Here is a 15,994-nt window from a genome sequence, read left to right on the forward strand (position 1 = left end):
GATGCTATTTAAGATCATCCCTGAAATTATTCAGATTAAACCTTCTTTTTATTGTTGAACTCTAGCAAGCCCGGAGGCCTTTCCATTCATCATTGCCGCTAATCCCCGTTGGATTTAGATCCCACAATCCACATTAAACCCACCTATCCCTCACTCACCCTCAATTTGTACGACTAGTAGTTAAGGACATTATTGGATGAATAACGAAAAAGTTAGAATTTACGAACTTTCAAAGGAACTAGATCTCGAAAACAAAGACATTTTAGAATTCTGTGGCCAGCTCTCCATTGATGTGAAGAGTCACAGTAGCACCATCACGACAGAAGAAGCTGATAAAATCCGGGCGATCGCCACACAAAAGCGCCCCCAAGCCCCCAAGGCCCAGCGGCCCCAGAGAAAGAAAAAACAAGAAATTCTCTCCGTCCAGCACCAGCCCCAGGGCGCAAAACCCCAGGCTAGTAAATCAGAATCAGCCGACGCAAATCACCCAACCTCAACAGCCAAAAAGCTTGAACGTCCGAAATTGCAGTCTCCTCCGAGTCGAGGAAAGGAGACACCTGCACAACCAGAAGAGTCTCCGGCCAACAATGGAGCCAAAGCTGAGCCAGTGGCCAAGACAACTTCCCCCAAAGCAGAACCAGCAGCCCCCGCTGCCCCGAAACCCAAGCTCATGGGGCCGCCGCCTCGGCCAACCCCCAAATCATCTGCTCCCAAGACGCCCGATGCCAGTCCTGCAACGGCAGAAACAAGCAGTGGGGCAACCCAAGCCGATGTGAGGGCCAAATCCCTCTCGAAAAATACCGCCGAAGCCCCGGCCAAAGCACCAAAATTACGGCCAAAACCGCAAATTGTTGGCACCGTCAGTAAAAAGCCCACCCCCGTTCAAGCGATTGAACCCGAGCTTGACGAAGAACCCGATACCAACAATGTCGAAGGGGATGATGATGCGACCCCAGAAGTCCTTCTCGCTCCCCCCAAGCGTCCCGCCGCAAAACCCAAAAAAGCCATTGGCCCGAAACCCAGCAAACGTAAAGTCTGGGAAGATGAGGAAGAGGACGAATCCGAAAGCAAGAAGACAAAAACCAGCAAACTCAAGCGTCGCCCCGTTGTCATTGATGACGATGACGATGACTTTGGCACAACCACAAACAACAATGCCGAAGTGCCTTCTGTCAGCTTGTCCATTGCCCGTCCCCCCAAACCGAAGAGTGCTTCATCGTCTCCTTCCCCAAGCAAGCCATCACCTTCAAAACCGAAGAAACCAGCGGCGAAACGATCTGGCAGTGGTGGTAGTGGTCAATCTCAGAAAGAACAACGGCGCGATCGCCCTGATGTGAAAACACCACCAGCGGAGATCACCCTCACAGAAACCATGACCCTCCGGGAAATGGCAGATATTCTCTGCATCGCTGAAACAGACATTATCCGTCGCCTCTTTAGTAAGGGGATCGCGATCAACATCACCCAAACCCTAGACTACGACACCGCCCAGATGGTAGCCGAGGAATTTGACGTGAAAGTCATTGCCCCAGAGGTGAAATCAGCGGCTGAAAAATCCACAGAAATGCTGGATGTGGCCGACCTCGAACACCTCCAACATCGTCCTCCAGTCGTCACCATCATGGGTCACGTTGACCACGGTAAAACTACCCTCCTGGACTCCATTCGCGAGACTAAGGTGGCCCAAGGGGAAGCCGGGGGAATTACCCAGCACATCGGTGCTTACCACGTGGACATCGAACACAACGGGAAACCCGGTCAAATTGTTTTCCTCGATACTCCTGGTCACGAAGCCTTTACGGCCATGCGGGCCCGGGGCGCAAAGGTGACAGATATTGCCATTCTTGTTGTCGCCGCCGATGACGGTGTCCGTCCCCAGACCCTAGAGGCGATCCGCCACGCCCAAGCGGCCAAAGTGCCCATCGTTGTGGCGATCAACAAAATGGATAAACTCGGCGCAGAACCGGATCGCGTCAAGCAGGAACTCTCAGAACAGGGCTTAGTGCCTGAGGAGTGGGGCGGCGAAACCATTATGGTGCCCGTCAGTGCCCTGAAGGGAGAGAATCTAGATACTCTCCTGGAAATGATTCTGCTCGTCTCTGAGATTGAAGAACTCTCGGCGAACCCAGATCGTCTGGCGAGAGGCACAATCATTGAAGCCCACTTGGATCGCGCTCGCGGCCCGGTAGCGACTCTGTTAGTACAGAACGGAACCCTACGGGTTGGTGACATCATTGTGGCGGGATCGGTGATGGGTAAAATCCGGGCCATGATTAGCGATCGCGGTGAAAAAGTCACGGATGCAACACCGTCTTTTGCAGTGGAAATCCTTGGTTTAAGTGAGGTACCAGCGGCTGGGGATGAATTTGAAGTCTACTCCAGTGAAAAAGAAGCCCGGGCGATCGCCGACGAACGGGCCGAAGGGAAGCGTCAATCTCGGCTCCAACAGGCCATGTCTTCCCGACGGGTCAGCCTTAGCAGTCTCTCGGCCCAAGCCCAAGAAGGGGAACTCAAGGAACTCAACTTGGTACTCAAGGCCGATGTCCAGGGTTCCGTCGAGGCGATTCTCGGCTCCCTCCAACAACTGCCCCAGGACGAAGTCCAAATTCGTGTCTTGCTGTCTGCTCCCGGTGAAATCAGCGAAACAGATGTCGATCTTGCCGCTGCCAGTGGGGCGATCATTATCGGCTTTAACACGACCTTGGCTCCCGGTGCGCGACAGGCCGCCGAACAAGAAGGGGTTGATATCCGCGAATATAACGTGATCTACCGTTTCCTCGAAGAAATCCAAGGGGCGATGGAAGGTCTCCTGGATCCAGAGGAAGTCGAAGAACCCTTGGGTCGGGCCGAAGTGCGGGCCGTCTTCCCCGTCGGGCGTGGCTCCGTTGCGGGCTGTTATGTCCAGTCGGGTAAGGTCGTTCGTAACCGGATGATCCGCGTGCGTCGGGGTGATGTCGTCGTCTATGACGGTTCCCTCGATTCCCTTAAGCGTGTCCGCGAGGATGTCCGGGAAGTCAATTCTGGCTATGAATGCGGGATTGGCGTCGATAAATTTAGCACCTGGAAAGAAGGGGACATTATCGAAGCCTACGAAATGGTCTTCAAACGCCGCACCTTGGCGGGCCGCACCAGTTAAGCGACGCACATTGTTTAACTGGCGATAATCCTTTAATCCAAAACCTCCTGGACAACTAGGAGGTTTTTTTGGCGATCGCCAATTTCGCTTTCAATTTCCCCCTGGGGATTCAGGGAGTCACGTTTCGGTAGGTTTCAAGACAGGATAAGATATGGAATGATCACTCTTTAGTAATTTCAAGGCGTTATTAAAAATGGATGTTCTTTCTTTAGGTTGGGGCGCGCTATTGGCCCTGTTCACTTGGTCGATCGCCATGGTTGTTTGGGCACGTAACGGTTTCTAGGATCGTGGAAACAATTTTTTTGAATTCTCTTTTTTTGGGGGCCCTTGCCTTGCTGCTACTGGTCAGCGGCGGGATCTCCTATCTCACCTTTGTGGAATGGCGCGATCGCCGTCGTCAAGACCGAGATAAACGGGGCAAGTAACCCTCAAACGAACTTGCTTGGCCTTGGCGCCTTTCCCGAAATATCTTTCTTGATCAATCTCCTGTGATGGCAGGGGATTTTTTTTGTGGATTTTGTGCCTGGGTAGTTTCTAGAGAAGCACCAGAAAACGAACAATTTCTGCCACAATCAAAGGAAGTACACTTCCCAAAAACCATGGCGATTCCCGCAAACGAAATTGATTTAGCCCGGTATCTCGAACATTCTCTATTGCACCCAGCGGCCACCGCAGCCCAGGTCAAAGAATGCTGTGAAGCAGCGGTCCAGTTTGAGTTTCCGGCGGTCTGTCTCTACCCAACGGCGATGAAAACAGCCCAGGATTACTTGCACCAGCGACCGATTCAGATTTGTTCTGTCGTCGGTTTCCCCGCCGGGGCCCATACAACCACAACCAAACTCTATGAAGCCCAGGAAGCAGTAGAAAATGGGGCAACAGAATTAGATGTCATGCTTAACTTGGCCTTTGTAAAAATGGGCGAATCGGAGAAGCTCTATCAGGAAGTGGCGCAAATCGTCGAACTAACGAAGGTTCCCATCAAAGGTATTTTAGAAACGGCCCTCTTAACAGACACCGAAAAACGGCTCGCCGCAGAGATTTGTCTCGATGCAGGGGTGAGCTACCTGAAAACCTCAACGGGCTGGTTCGGGGGCGCAACAGTGGCCGATGTAAAGTTGCTCCATGGGATCACCAAAGGGCGCATTGGGATCAAAGCAGCAGGAGGGATCAAAACGGTTGATCAGGCGATCGCCTTAATCCAGGCTGGGGCAACTCGCCTTGGCACCTCCCGGAGTATCAAGATTATGCAGGAAAGGGAACAAGTGAGCGACAACCCAACTTGGTAAATACGGTATGTCTTTTAAAGTCACAGGCATCATCCTCAAAGGCAGCCCCCTCGGTGAAGCGGATCGACTGGTAACGATCCTGTCGCCGGAACAAGGGTTGGTAAAAGCCGTAGCCCCAGGGGCGCGTCAACACCGTTCTGCCCTGCGGGGACGCACAGAATTACTGGTGGTCAATGAATTTGTTTTGACCAGGGGGCGATCGCTAGACCGGATCCAACAGGCGGATATGCTCACCTCCTATTCTGGCCTCAGACATGACTTTGCCAAATTAGCCGTGGGTCAATACCTCGCAGAAGTAACCCATTACCTCGCAGTGAGCCACACCCCCCAGCCGGAACTATATGAATTGCTTCGGGAACATCTGCGCCGCATCGAAGCTTTAGAATTTCAACCCAGCGCCAGGGTGACCCAGATCATCGCCCACCTAACCCAAGCTTTGTTTCATCTGTTGGCGATCGCCGGTTTTGCTCCTCAAGTTCAACATTGCCAGGGCAGTCAAACCCTTATTTCTCCCAACTTTGTTGATCCCCGGTGGCGCATTGGCTTTAGTCACGATCTGGGGGGGATTATGGTGCTGGGCCAGGGAAACATTCGTCCCGATCAACGGCTGACGGCTTTGGAACTAGATATTTTACAAATGCTACCCAACCGCACCCTGCCGGAGCTGCAACGGTGGTCCCAAGCAGAACAAATGGTATTTTCCTTAGAAACGGCTTGGCTCCGGGTTGAACATCTGTTACGGCAGTACCTTGAGCATCACATTGGCAAAACCCTCAAGGCGGCCCCGCTCATCGATACCCTTGCCCCCCTAGCTTTTTAAGGGGCGATCGCTAATTGCTGGCTGCAGCCGGGGCTGAGGATTCTTGGGCCTGGAGTTGTTGCACCCGTTGTTCCACAGCTTCTAAATTTTGTTGGTAACTGGCCCGTTTCGCCTGGGCAAAATCGTAATAAAAATCCTCTGCTGGAATTGCGTCTAAGGTGGCGATCGCCGTTTGCCACTGTTCAATAATCTCTTGCCATTGGGCCACAGAAGAGGGCGGATTTTCAGCCATTTGGGCTGCCGTTGCTCCCTGGGATAAGCCTGTGATTAGATTGCCAAGACTGCCATTGAGGGACTGGTAATCGGCGAGTTGGGTCTGCACTTCCCCATACCGAGGCGACCAACGGGGCACGGTCTCTAAAGTGGCGATCGCCTCTTCTAAATTGGCCTGGGCCTGGAGAATCGCTTGGCCAGAGGGATTTTCACCAGCAGCAAACAGCGATCGGGCCGGATCAGCCAGTTGTGTGGCGGTGGTCAGAGGCGCACAGGCACCAATCACACAGGGACGACTCAAACCATAGCCCGCTACCCCCACAAGGACTAACAACAAACCCGCACCGAGGATTAGGGGGCCTTTTTTGCGAGGGCGATTAGAGGATTCGGTAAACTCTTCTAGCCCCCCGTCAGCAGTGGTAAACCCTTCAAAATCGCCGCTGGAATCCGTCGGCTCTTCTTCTGGGACGGCGGTATCAAACGAGTCTTCTTCTAACTCATTGCCCACGGGCGGAAAAGGATCATCCGTAGCTTCGAGGTCAATATCTTCCGGAAATTCAGGTTGTTCAGGGGAGTCCAGTTCACTTGCTGGAGGTTCTCCATCGGAAACAGGCTCGACTTCAGACTGGGTGAGGGCGTGGAAAGCATAGGGTTCGTTGGCCCCAGTAATCCGCAAATAAATGAGGGTTTGATGCCCTTGGACGCGGGGATCACCCTGGAGGCGATCGCGGATGAGCCGGAAAAGGGGCGGGAGCTCTGCCGGGGCCGGAGCTTGATGTTGCACCAGGACAAGCAACAGACCTTCCTTAAAGAGACAACGCACCTGAATCGGGTCTGTGGGGAAATATTCTGCTTCAAGTTGAGTTTGGAGATCCGCTTGCAGATCCTGGAGATTTAACGGGGCAACATCGGACATAACCGCAAGAACAGCCTATGGACTTGAAATGTCATTGTAAGTAAAGCTCAAAAAAAAAGTCTTGTCAAAAGACCCCGGCGATCGCCAAAGCTCAGTTTATTTAGCGGGGCTGTTGCCGCAAAAATCCACTAAAACTATCGACTCCCCAAGTAAGCAAGAGGAAACAAAGCAAGGTCAGACTGACGCCACCATAATTAAAACTGCTCAATTGTTCCATCAAAAGTCGTCCGAGGCCGCCCGCCCCCACGAGGCCGACAATGACCGTTTCCCGTAGACAGACTTCCCAACGATAAAAACTGTAGGCAATAAAATTAGGCAGCGTTAAAGGCACCGTACCGTAGAGCCAAACATTGCCTTCGCTGCTGCCCAAGTTTCGGAGAGCATTGAGGGGCGCAGGGGGAACATTTTCAATCACTTCGCCCATTAATCTGCCTAAAATGCCCAGGTTATGAATCCCCAGGGCGATCGCCCCCGGCAAAATCCCCGGAAACATCACAAATACCACCACCAACGCCCAGATGGGAGCTGGGATACTCCGACAAACCAAGAGTATTAGATGGCTCAGGAGCCGTTGTCCCCAGAAAATGGGCCGCTGATTTTTCGCTGCCAAAAAGGCCAGAAAGAATCCGCCCACCCCAGCTAAGGCGATCGCCAAAATAGACATCTCCAGAGTCTGTAGACTCAGGATCGCTAACTGTTTTCCCTGGGCGAAATCGAAACTGACGGTCTGGAGTTGAGTCATAACTTCCCCCAAAAAGTCTTGGCCCCGGCCAGACCAGAGTCGCGACCAATCGGGCTGAATATACCAAAATCCCCAAGCCACTAAACCACTACCGAAAAGCATCGTACCGAGGAGCCAATCCCGCCGCTGTCCCCCCAATTTGTAACGGTGACTGTTGAGGTCAAAGCGACTGGTGCAATCCAGCCGTTGCCGCAAAAAATGGCTCCCCCAATCCACCACCCCATTCAACGCAATCAGGGCATAAAACAACGTCCAAAGCTGTTCGTAACGGAGGGATTGTAGGCTTAAATAAATCTCATAGCCCAGGCCCCCAGCACCAATAATGCCCAACACAGCCGCCGAACGCAGGGAACATTCAAAGCGATAAAAACTGTAGGACAACAAATTAAACAAAGCCTGGGGCAAAATCCCATAAAGAAAGGCCTGGGCTGTGGGGACACCGCTATAAATTAAGGCTTCAAAGGCGGCCCGGGGAGTTTCATCAATGATTTCAGCAAAAATTTTCGCCACAATTGCCCCAAAGGGAATGGCGATCGCCCCCAAGGCCACCACCGGATCTAGGCCCCAAACATTAATCAAAATCAGACCCCACACCACCTCATGGATCGAACGGGGTACAGCTAAAAGCAACCGGATGCCGCTTCCTAACCGCTTGCCTTGGGGAAATATCGTCTCCCAGAGTAACTTGGCACTGAGTAGCCCGCCGATAGTACCCACCACCAAACTCAAAAAGGTGCCGCAGATCGCATAGGCAAAGGTGGTCAAGGTTGCCTGGCAGGTCAGTAGAAGAAAGTCCGTTGTTAAATTTGGCTGAAAAGCGGCCCCCACAAATCGCCCAAGGGTACCTAAACCCTGGCCATTAAATAAGGCTCCACCCTGAACGGTAACGTCGATCAAACTGCAGGCGATCGCCAGGCCAAAAAGACTAAACCCCCAAGCCTTGGGCTGAACATTTCGGGGCAGCGGCAGGGAGATTCTAAACATCAATGGCAAGATTCGGCGGAGAGTATGGCAAAATTATCAACAAATAATTATTAAACACATTAAGGAAACCCTCATTATGACTCCCTCTTTGGCAAACTTTTTCTATAGCCTCTTGGCTGGCACCTTAGTTGTGGTCATTCCTGCCACCGCATTTTTGATTTTCATCAGTCAGCAGGACAAAATTAAGCGCTAGATATTCCCTTCCAAAACACGAAACTGCGAGGTGGGCATTTTGTAACATTGTCCACCTCTGTTTTCATCTGAGATATCTTATAGTCTGGAAACGGAAGCCGTTAGTATAGAAGGTAGAGTCAAGGGAGATCAACAATGGTTAATTTTGGGCTAAATTCCGCCAGTATCTTGGGGATTGCGCTGGCCGCAGCGGGTGCATCCCTCTATTTTTTACGGTCGGTACGCCCAGAACTTTCCCGCGACCACGATATTTTCTTTGCGGCGGTTGGGCTATTGTGCGGCTTCATCCTCCTGTTCCAAGGGTGGCGTTTAGACCCGATTTTGCAATTTGGTCAATTTCTCCTGTCTGGCTCAGCGGTATTTTTCGCCATTGAGTCAATTCGTCTCCGGGGTTTGGCCACAGAGCAGGCCCGCCGCAATACGCCCATTGTGGACGATGAACGGCCCGTCAGTCGGGTTTATCGGGCGGAGCTGGATCAGATTGAGCCTTACCAGGGGGAAGAACGCTATGAACGTCGGTTGCGGGGCTACCCTGAACCCCGTTCGAGTCGGAGCCGGGGTTACGAAGATGAAGCCCCCCGGGGAACGAGTACCCGACCCAGTAGCCGCCCGACCAATCGTCCCCCCACGGATTATGGCGATCGCCCCAGTGGCCGCCCCACCAGTCGTCGTCCCAGTCGCCCCACACCCCCTAGCCGCCGCCCCCGTCCGGATCGCTATGACAATGGCGGCTACGATGCCTATGGCCCCAGCGGTAATGTCACTGATGTCTGGTCAGAAGATGCCTGGGAGCAAGGCGATCGCCCCGTTGATGAAGCGCCCCGTCGTCCTCGCCGCCCCCGGCCCGATGATGAGCCGCCAGCCCCCCGTCGTCCCCGTCGCCCTCGCCCCGATGATTATGGTGCCCCCGACGAAGAAGTGGCCACCGTTGACTATCAACCCATTGATGGCGCTTCCTTTGGGGAGGATCAAGATTGGGATGATCCGGCCCCCGACAATCCAGAAATGCCAGAAGGCGATCGCCCCAACAATCCCGTCAATTTCGACTACTAATTGCCCGAATTTTCTGCCCATTAACGAACGTGTTTAGGCAAACCCCTTGCTTTCTCTGGTTGTTGACAATATTCCTGGGACTAGGAGGCTGCTCCTTTGGCAACACACCCTTAACCCCCGTTTCCCTCAATAGCCGCTTCCACGACGAACAGCCTGCGTTGAGTGGGGACGGTCGCTGGTTAGCCTTCATTTCCAATCGCCATGGCACCAGTGAACTGCTTTTTTATGACTTAAACCAAAAGCAGTTTGTGGAATTGCCGAATCTCAATCAAAAAAATGCGATCTATGAAAGTCCAAGCCTGAGCCGTACCGGGCGTTACCTCGTTTACCTGTCGAGTCCCCTGGGGAAGCCGGATATCATTCTCTATGACCGAGCAACCAAGCAGTCTGATATTTTGACCCAGGGCTACCGTCATTGGGTGCGCAACCCCCAAATTAGCCCCGATGGCCGCTATGTAGTGTTTGAATCAGCTCGGCGGGGCCAGTGGGATATTGAGGTCTTAGACCGTGGCCCGAATATTGAATTTGATTTACCCCAGGAAGTGATTGTCAATCCGTCGGGTTAATTGCGCCGCTGTAGGTAAGTTGGCGATTGCTTCAGCGGAAAATGTTGAGCCCCATTGCTGTGAGCAATTGTTAACAATGTGAGAAAAAGTCGTTTTGCTCCACCTTGACAGATGAGTAGATCGGAGTATTATGTCATATATCTTAACTTTTATTGACTGTGCGCTCCCTAACCGCCCCACCATGACAGCTAGGGAAGTAAAAATCCGCACCAACGCCATTCGGGCGATCGCCTTTTGCTGCAGAAATAGTATTGAATATGATTAACCCATCAATTTTGAGTCTCGGAGTTGCTGCCTGTGCAACTTGTTTGAGTGTCACCACAAAGGAAGAAATTGTCAAAGTTGCCACGGGATGCGTGGCTATTCTCGCCGGGTTTCTCGCTTTGTGTTACGCCCCCTGGGTCGTTAAGGTACTCGTTATTGCAACGCCGATCATCATCGAGCGCCTCAAAGCCCGTTCTTCTGATCTTTGAATTTCTGTTCGACTTTCTGACTATTGTTCTATTGTTGCGCTGTCGTGACAGAACGAGTCCGGTGGTGCTGACTTAACTGTTGGTCAAACCAAGAAAGAATTCTTTGCCATGCCCACCAGGGATCACTGTCTCCCCAATGGTTTTGACAGTGGCGATCGCTAATGTAACCCACATGGCCCCCAAACTTTGTAATTTGGGTATTGAGGTGAGTATTCCGTTGATCGACATAGCGGAGGTCTTCAACAAGATCCGGCGCAAACAGAGGATCATCCGCCGCATACAGCATAAAGGTCGGCCTGTGCAAATCCTGGAGAAAATAAAGGGGACTACTGGCTTCATAATAGGCTTGGGTTGTGGTGAAACCCAACTTTGGAATCACGAGATATTGATCAAATTCTCGAATCGTCGTCGCCTTTTCAATGGTTTCAGTCTGGAAAGCGTGGGGATGGTAGCTTTGAAGTTGCCAAGCCAATTTCTGTAAATTTTTGGCGATCGCCTGCTCAAAATAGCATTTGAACGGATGTTGTTCGAGATAACTGAGGGAACGGTGGGATTCTAAACTGGGGCAAATGACAGCACCCGCAAGAATATCTTCTGGTTGCAACCCTAAAGCCTTTAAATCCAATTCCTGGGCTTTTTTTAATCCCCACAAAGCTAATTGTCCCCCCAGAGAATAACCAGCAAAGAAAAAAGGCGGCTTTAACCCCAGTTGTTGTTTGCCCTGGGCCGCTAGACGCACAAAATCTTCGCCTTCGAGGAGACCATCGCTAGTCAAATCAGGGGAGAGGGCTGCTGTTTTGCCATGGGCACGCCAATCGAACAATAAAACACCATAGCCTGCCTGGAAAGCCTTATGAGCGAGAATTTCTAGAAACCATTGGTCTTCTAAACTGCCGGTAATGCCATAGGTAGCAACGATCGTTCCTTTTGAATCACTGGGTTGCGCATATTGGCAAAAAATAGGCGTTTGATTCGCCCCCGTCAGGATCACCTCCCGATACTTTAAAGGAGATGTTTTTGGTTGACTGTGCCACTGTTTCGCAGCACCAAAGGCCGCATAGATTGTCATGGCAATGCCAGACCGTAACCAGAGGGGCGGTTGATAAAACATAAAACTACATCTTGCTATTATTTTTTAGTCGCTTTCTTGGCCAATTGCTTGGCTTTTTTTGCTGCTTTTTTCGCTGCTTCTTGCTCTGCTTCTAGACGTTGTCGTGCTGCTTCTTTTTCTTGTTCGATTTTTTCAAGATAGTAATGATAATCGCCGTTGTAAACAATAAATTCTCCGTCGCGAATTTCGACAATTTTATTGGCGACTTGGGAAATAAAGAAACGGTCGTGGGAGACAATCGCCACGGTGCCGTCATATTCCTTGAGGGCGTTTTCTAACATTTCCTTCGCTGGAATATCAAGGTGATTGGTCGGCTCATCGAGGATTAGAAAATTTGCGGGCCGCAGCAACATTTTTGCCAGGGCTAACCGGGCTTTTTCACCACCACTAAGGGCACCTACTTTTTTGAAAACAGTGTCGCCACTGAAAAGGAATTGCCCTAGGAGCGTCCGGACTTCGCCATTTTTCCAATCGGGTACTTCATCGTGAATCGTATCCATTACCGTTTTTTCAAGGTCGAGAGCTTCAGCTTGGTTCTGCTCAAAATAACCGGGAATGATGTTGTGGGTGCCAATTTTAACGTTGCCTTCGTCGTAGCTTTCCATGCCCATGATCATGCGTAGGGTTGTGGACTTGCCGCAGCCATTTGGCCCTAGAAAAGCAATGCGATCGCCGCGTTCGATGGCCAGATTCGCACCGAGAAACAGAATTTTGTCGTCGTAGGTGTGGGTCAAATCCTGAATTGTCACCACCTCCTGGCCGCCCCGGGGCGCTGGGGGAAACTGGAACTTGAGGGTCCGCACATCACTAATGGGCGCTTCGATGCGTTCGACCTTATCCAATAGTTTTTCGCGACTTTTTGCCTGGGTGCTACGGGTGGCACTCGCCCGGAATTTTTCAATGAATTCCTGTTGCTTGGCCAAGTCTTTTTGTTGGCGCTCAAAGGCGGATTGCTGGGCGTCTTTATTTTCTGCTTTTTGCTGCAAATACTGGGAATAGTTACCGAGGTAGGTGGTCGAAATTCCCCGCTCTGTTTCAACGATTTTCGTACAAAGGCGATCAAGAAATTCTCGGTCATGGGAAATAATTACCATCGGCGTCTTTAAACCCCGGAGATAATTTTCCAACCATTCAATGGTTTCTAGATCTAAATGGTTGGTCGGCTCGTCTAGGAGGAGAATATCTGGTTCCTGGAGGAGAATTTTGCCCAAACTGATCCGCATCTGCCAGCCGCCACTAAAGGAACTCACCAGGCGATCGCCATCTTCGATCTCAAAGCCCACTTCCGGGAGAATTTTTTCAATTTGGGACTCTAAACGATAACCATCAAGGGCTTCAAATTTTCGTTGGGCCCGGTCAAGCTGGTGGATCAGATCATCTAAATCGGCATCCGGCTCGGCCATTTCATGCTGAATGCGGTGGATTTCATCCTGCACAGCATTGGCTTCTGTGAAGACTGTCCATAGTTCTTCGCGCACAGTGCGCGTCGGCACCACATCAAATTCTTGGGTTAAATGGGCAATGCGCAGATCTGCCGGACGAATAATTTCACCATCCGTCGGCTCCACTTCCCCCATAATGATCTTCATCTGGGTAGATTTTCCCGCACCATTGACTCCCACGAGGCCAACCCGTTCACCCGTTTTCACTTCCCAGTTAATATCCTTGAGAACTTCGCCGGTGGGATAAATTTTGCGGATGTGCTCAAGTCTTAACATCGGGAAAAACTCCTGGTTGGGATCAGCATCAGTCTATAACAAATTGTAAACTTTTTTCGTTCACTCCTTTGCCATGACTCGTAGTAGCCTCTCCCTGGACGCCCCTTTATATGATTACCTCCTCCGCATTTCCCTCAAAGAGCATCCCGTCCTCAAAGAATTACGGGAAATCACGGCCCAACACCCAGCGGCCCGGATGCAGATCGCTCCGGAACAGGGTCAGTTGATGGCCTGGCTTGTGCAACTGCTGGGGGCGCAGAAAACGTTAGATATCGGCGTTTTTACAGGGTACAGTGCTCTCATTGTCGCCTTAGCACTACCGGAAGGGGGGAAAGTCATTGCTTGCGATCGCGACCCAAGGCCAACGGCGATCGCCCAAACCTATTGGGAAAAAGCAGGGGTCGCCGAAAAAATTGAACTCCACCTTGCCCCAGCCCTTGAAACCTTAGATTCTCTGCTGGCAGATGGCCAAGCGGGTACCTTTGATTTTGCCTTCATTGACGCAGATAAAGGAAATTATCTGAATTATTTTGAGCGGTCTCTCAAATTACTGCGGGTCGGCGGTGTCATTGCCGTTGATAATGTGTTGTGGTCGGGACGCGTGGCCGATCCAGCGGATCAAGACAAACGTACGGAAAAAATTCGCGCTTTCAATGAAGCTTTGTACAACGACCCACGCATTAGTTTGACGGTATTGCCTGTGGCCGATGGTCTGACCCTCGCCCGCAAACTTTAGAAAAATCTGGCCTAAAGTACTTCGTCAAAGCCCGCCGCTTTTTTAACGGTGTAGAGGGGGCGTTGTTTCACCTCGTCGTAAATGCGGCCAATGTATTCACCGAGAATGCCAAGACAAATAAGTTGCACAGCTCCCAAAAAGAAAATGGCAATGGTGATCAGGGTATAGCCAATTAACTGGGCCGGGGCATTGTAGATCCGCCAAAACAGCACCAAAATCATCATGGCGATCGCCACTAGGGCCGTCACCAAACCCAAATAGGTGGCAATCTTTAAGGGTTTACGGGACAGGGAAATAATCCCATCAATGGCAAGCTTCAGGGATTTACGAAAGGTGTACTTTACTTCCCCGGCAAAACGTGGCTCCCGGTTGAACTGCACCGCCGTTTGCGGAAACCCCACCCAGGCCCGGAGGCCGCGAATGTAGCGGTGTTTTTCGGGCATGCTGTTGAGAATATCCACTACTTGACGGGACATCAAACAGAAATCCCCCGTATCCGTGGGAATGGAAACATCGGTAAATTGATTTAAAATCCGGTAAAAGCCATAGGCCATGAGCTTCTTAAACCAGCTTTCTCTGGCTCGATTCACCCGCTGGGCATAGACCACATGGTCGCCCGCCCGCCATTTTTCAATCAGTTTGGGAAGCAGTTCGGGGGGATCCTGGAGATCGGCGTCCATGATAATGACCGCCTCCCCTTGGGCATATTGCAAACCGGCGGTGACCGCGATTTGATGGCCAAAATTTCTCGCCAAACTCAAGTAGTGGACCCTGGGATCCCTTTGGTGTAATTCGTCCAAAATGGCGAGGGAACGATCCTGGCTGCCATCGTCGATTAAAACCAACTCTGCGGGGCCATCTAACCCTTCAATGACCTGGACAACGCGCCGATACATTTCCGGAAGATTCGCTTCTTCGTTGTACACCGGGATGATGATGGAGTAAGTAATCATCGAAGGCAGGGGAGATGGGTTGAGAAAATAGTTCTAGAGAATTTTGCCGAGGTGGTTCAGGGGCCAAAATTTAAAAATGGCATGGCCAATAACATTATCGGCAGGGACAAAGCCCCAGATATGGGAATCATTGCTGTTGTTGCGATTATCACCAAGGACAAAAAAACTGTGGGGTGGCACCGTTAGGGTCGGCAATTCATAGTCAGGCGACGCAGCAATGAAGGGTTCCGTTAAGGGCGTTTGGTCAACATACACGGTGCCATTGTGAACGGATACAGTTTCACCGGGGGTGGCAATAATTCTTTTGATAAACGCTTGTTGGGGATCGTAACCGAGGAGTTCTAATTGAGGGGGCGTCCGGAAAACCACCACATCACCCCGATGCACGGGCTGGAATCGATAGGAGAGTTTTTCGACAACAATGCGATCGCCTAAATCGAGGGTCGGCAGCATCGAACCGGAGGGGATATACCGGGGTTCCGCGATAAACCAGCGCACCACCAAGGCGATCGCCAGGGCAATGACTAGAATGCGAATATTTTCCCAGAGGGCGGCCCATGGTTTCGGTTGTTGATTTGTGCTGAGGTGTTTGCCCTGATCGCCCATGGGTCTCCGTGAAATTTGATACGACGGCTCTATATTGTGGCACGTTCGCTTCGTTTCAGTACAGTTCCCCACAGCCAAAACAGGAAACGGCGCAGGGATGCGGGCGCTTGGGTTCCCCAGAGATTAATCGCGATACAAACTGCCCCAAAAGCAGGCAGGAGGAAGGTGGGCACCATCACAACGCCGACCAGGAACCATGTGCTGACATGGAGCACCATTAGGGTTACGCCCCCATAAACGGCGATCGCATTTCTTTGGATCAAACTGGGGGAAGCTTGGCGCACCACGTACACCAAGGTCAAAAAACTCAAAATCAGGTTAAAGGGAACCAAACCGCCACAAATGGCAAGACAATGGCACCGGGAAAATTCACACAACTGCTCAAAAACGCTACTCAATTCGAACACGGCAATATTCAAAGGCTCTTAAAAAAAAGATGATGTTATTGATCTGAGCCTAACGAATTCTTAGGAACTTTTACCTAACGTT

At 51.3% G+C, this 15,994-nt stretch carries 18 protein-coding genes; 11 read left to right on the top strand and 7 right to left on the bottom strand.

Features of this window, described 5'->3' with window-relative positions; genetic code table 11:
* Window positions 1–196 precede the first annotated feature (196 nt).
* The 5 genes from infB (at window position 197) to recO (ending at window position 5,242) form a co-directional block, all read left to right on the top strand.
* Window positions 197–3,136, top strand: a complete 2,940-nt coding sequence (infB, locus tag AWQ24_RS03890) for a translation initiation factor IF-2 (RefSeq protein ID WP_012306384.1) — start codon at window positions 197–199, stop codon at window positions 3,134–3,136.
* A 193-nt stretch (window positions 3,137–3,329) separates the two neighbouring features.
* The gene (petN, locus tag AWQ24_RS15860) at window positions 3,330–3,419 is read left to right on the top strand and encodes a cytochrome b6-f complex subunit PetN (RefSeq protein WP_071819460.1); all 90 of its coding nucleotides are present in this window, start codon (window positions 3,330–3,332) and stop codon (window positions 3,417–3,419) included.
* Between the two features lie 19 nt (window positions 3,420–3,438).
* Window positions 3,439–3,561: a hypothetical protein gene (locus AWQ24_RS16640; RefSeq protein WP_254903393.1), complete on the top strand. Its 123-nt coding sequence runs from the start codon at window positions 3,439–3,441 to the stop codon at window positions 3,559–3,561.
* A gap of 174 nt (window positions 3,562–3,735) precedes the next feature.
* Window positions 3,736–4,422 carry a deoxyribose-phosphate aldolase gene (deoC, locus tag AWQ24_RS03895; RefSeq protein WP_065717297.1) on the top strand — a complete coding sequence of 229 codons (687 nt, stop codon included), beginning with the start codon at window positions 3,736–3,738 and terminating at the stop codon, window positions 4,420–4,422.
* 7 nt (window positions 4,423–4,429) lie between these two features.
* Window positions 4,430–5,242, top strand: coding sequence for a DNA repair protein RecO (gene recO, locus AWQ24_RS03900; protein WP_065716061.1), 813 nt, complete (start codon window positions 4,430–4,432; stop codon window positions 5,240–5,242).
* Between the two features lie 10 nt (window positions 5,243–5,252).
* Here the strand turns inward: recO and AWQ24_RS03905 are convergent, their stop codons facing one another.
* Together AWQ24_RS03905 and AWQ24_RS03910 are read right to left on the bottom strand one after the other, a co-directional pair.
* The gene (locus AWQ24_RS03905) at window positions 5,253–6,371 is read right to left on the bottom strand and encodes a hypothetical protein (protein WP_065716062.1); all 1,119 of its coding nucleotides are present in this window, start codon (window positions 6,369–6,371) and stop codon (window positions 5,253–5,255) included.
* Between the two features lie 100 nt (window positions 6,372–6,471).
* Complete coding sequence (locus AWQ24_RS03910) at window positions 6,472–8,097, bottom strand: ABC transporter permease (protein WP_065716063.1); 1,626 nt, start codon at window positions 8,095–8,097, stop codon at window positions 6,472–6,474.
* Window positions 8,098–8,173: 76 nt separating this feature from the next.
* Here AWQ24_RS03910 and psbX point away from each other — a divergent pair, with 76 nt between their 5' ends.
* From psbX to AWQ24_RS03930, 5 genes are all read left to right on the top strand, one after another.
* A complete protein-coding gene (gene psbX / locus AWQ24_RS03915; protein ID WP_030005983.1) occupies window positions 8,174–8,290 on the top strand; it encodes a photosystem II reaction center X protein in 117 nt (38 codons plus the stop codon).
* 134 nt (window positions 8,291–8,424) lie between these two features.
* Complete coding sequence (locus AWQ24_RS03920; RefSeq protein ID WP_065716064.1) at window positions 8,425–9,342, top strand: Ycf66 family protein; 918 nt, start codon at window positions 8,425–8,427, stop codon at window positions 9,340–9,342.
* A 29-nt stretch (window positions 9,343–9,371) separates the two neighbouring features.
* Complete coding sequence (locus tag AWQ24_RS03925; RefSeq protein WP_157094574.1) at window positions 9,372–9,908, top strand: PD40 domain-containing protein; 537 nt, start codon at window positions 9,372–9,374, stop codon at window positions 9,906–9,908.
* Window positions 9,909–10,038: 130 nt separating this feature from the next.
* On the top strand, window positions 10,039–10,173 hold the full coding sequence (locus AWQ24_RS16645) for a hypothetical protein (protein WP_254903392.1): 135 nt from the start codon (window positions 10,039–10,041) through the stop codon (window positions 10,171–10,173).
* Window positions 10,166–10,381 carry a hypothetical protein gene (locus AWQ24_RS03930; RefSeq protein ID WP_012306391.1) on the top strand — a complete coding sequence of 72 codons (216 nt, stop codon included), beginning with the start codon at window positions 10,166–10,168 and terminating at the stop codon, window positions 10,379–10,381. The genes AWQ24_RS16645 and AWQ24_RS03930 overlap by 8 nt, the downstream gene beginning before the upstream one ends.
* Before the next feature lie 28 nt (window positions 10,382–10,409).
* Here the strand turns inward: AWQ24_RS03930 and AWQ24_RS03935 are convergent, their stop codons facing one another.
* Together AWQ24_RS03935 and AWQ24_RS03940 are read right to left on the bottom strand one after the other, a co-directional pair.
* The gene (locus AWQ24_RS03935) at window positions 10,410–11,492 is read right to left on the bottom strand and encodes a YheT family hydrolase (protein WP_065716065.1); all 1,083 of its coding nucleotides are present in this window, start codon (window positions 11,490–11,492) and stop codon (window positions 10,410–10,412) included.
* A 17-nt stretch (window positions 11,493–11,509) separates the two neighbouring features.
* Window positions 11,510–13,210 carry an ABC-F family ATP-binding cassette domain-containing protein gene (locus tag AWQ24_RS03940; protein WP_012306393.1) on the bottom strand — a complete coding sequence of 567 codons (1,701 nt, stop codon included), beginning with the start codon at window positions 13,208–13,210 and terminating at the stop codon, window positions 11,510–11,512.
* Window positions 13,211–13,283: 73 nt separating this feature from the next.
* Here AWQ24_RS03940 and AWQ24_RS03945 point away from each other — a divergent pair, with 73 nt between their 5' ends.
* Complete coding sequence (locus AWQ24_RS03945) at window positions 13,284–13,946, top strand: class I SAM-dependent methyltransferase (RefSeq protein ID WP_065716066.1); 663 nt, start codon at window positions 13,284–13,286, stop codon at window positions 13,944–13,946.
* Window positions 13,947–13,957: 11 nt separating this feature from the next.
* On the opposite strand, the gene AWQ24_RS03950 is transcribed toward AWQ24_RS03945, so the two are convergent.
* From AWQ24_RS03950 to AWQ24_RS03960, 3 genes are read right to left on the bottom strand one after another with little or no spacing between them, the layout of a single operon-like run.
* Window positions 13,958–14,899, bottom strand: a complete 942-nt coding sequence (locus AWQ24_RS03950; protein ID WP_065716067.1) for a glycosyltransferase family 2 protein — start codon at window positions 14,897–14,899, stop codon at window positions 13,958–13,960.
* Between the two features lie 33 nt (window positions 14,900–14,932).
* Window positions 14,933–15,505, bottom strand: a complete 573-nt coding sequence (gene lepB, locus AWQ24_RS03955) for a signal peptidase I (RefSeq protein WP_157094575.1) — start codon at window positions 15,503–15,505, stop codon at window positions 14,933–14,935.
* Between the two features lie 29 nt (window positions 15,506–15,534).
* Window positions 15,535–15,912, bottom strand: coding sequence for a hypothetical protein (locus AWQ24_RS03960; RefSeq protein ID WP_232318863.1), 378 nt, complete (start codon window positions 15,910–15,912; stop codon window positions 15,535–15,537).
* Window positions 15,913–15,994 lie beyond the last annotated feature (82 nt).

The organism is Picosynechococcus sp. PCC 8807 (assembly GCF_001693295.1).
Lineage (GTDB): Bacteria > Cyanobacteriota > Cyanobacteriia > Cyanobacteriales > MRBY01 > MRBY01.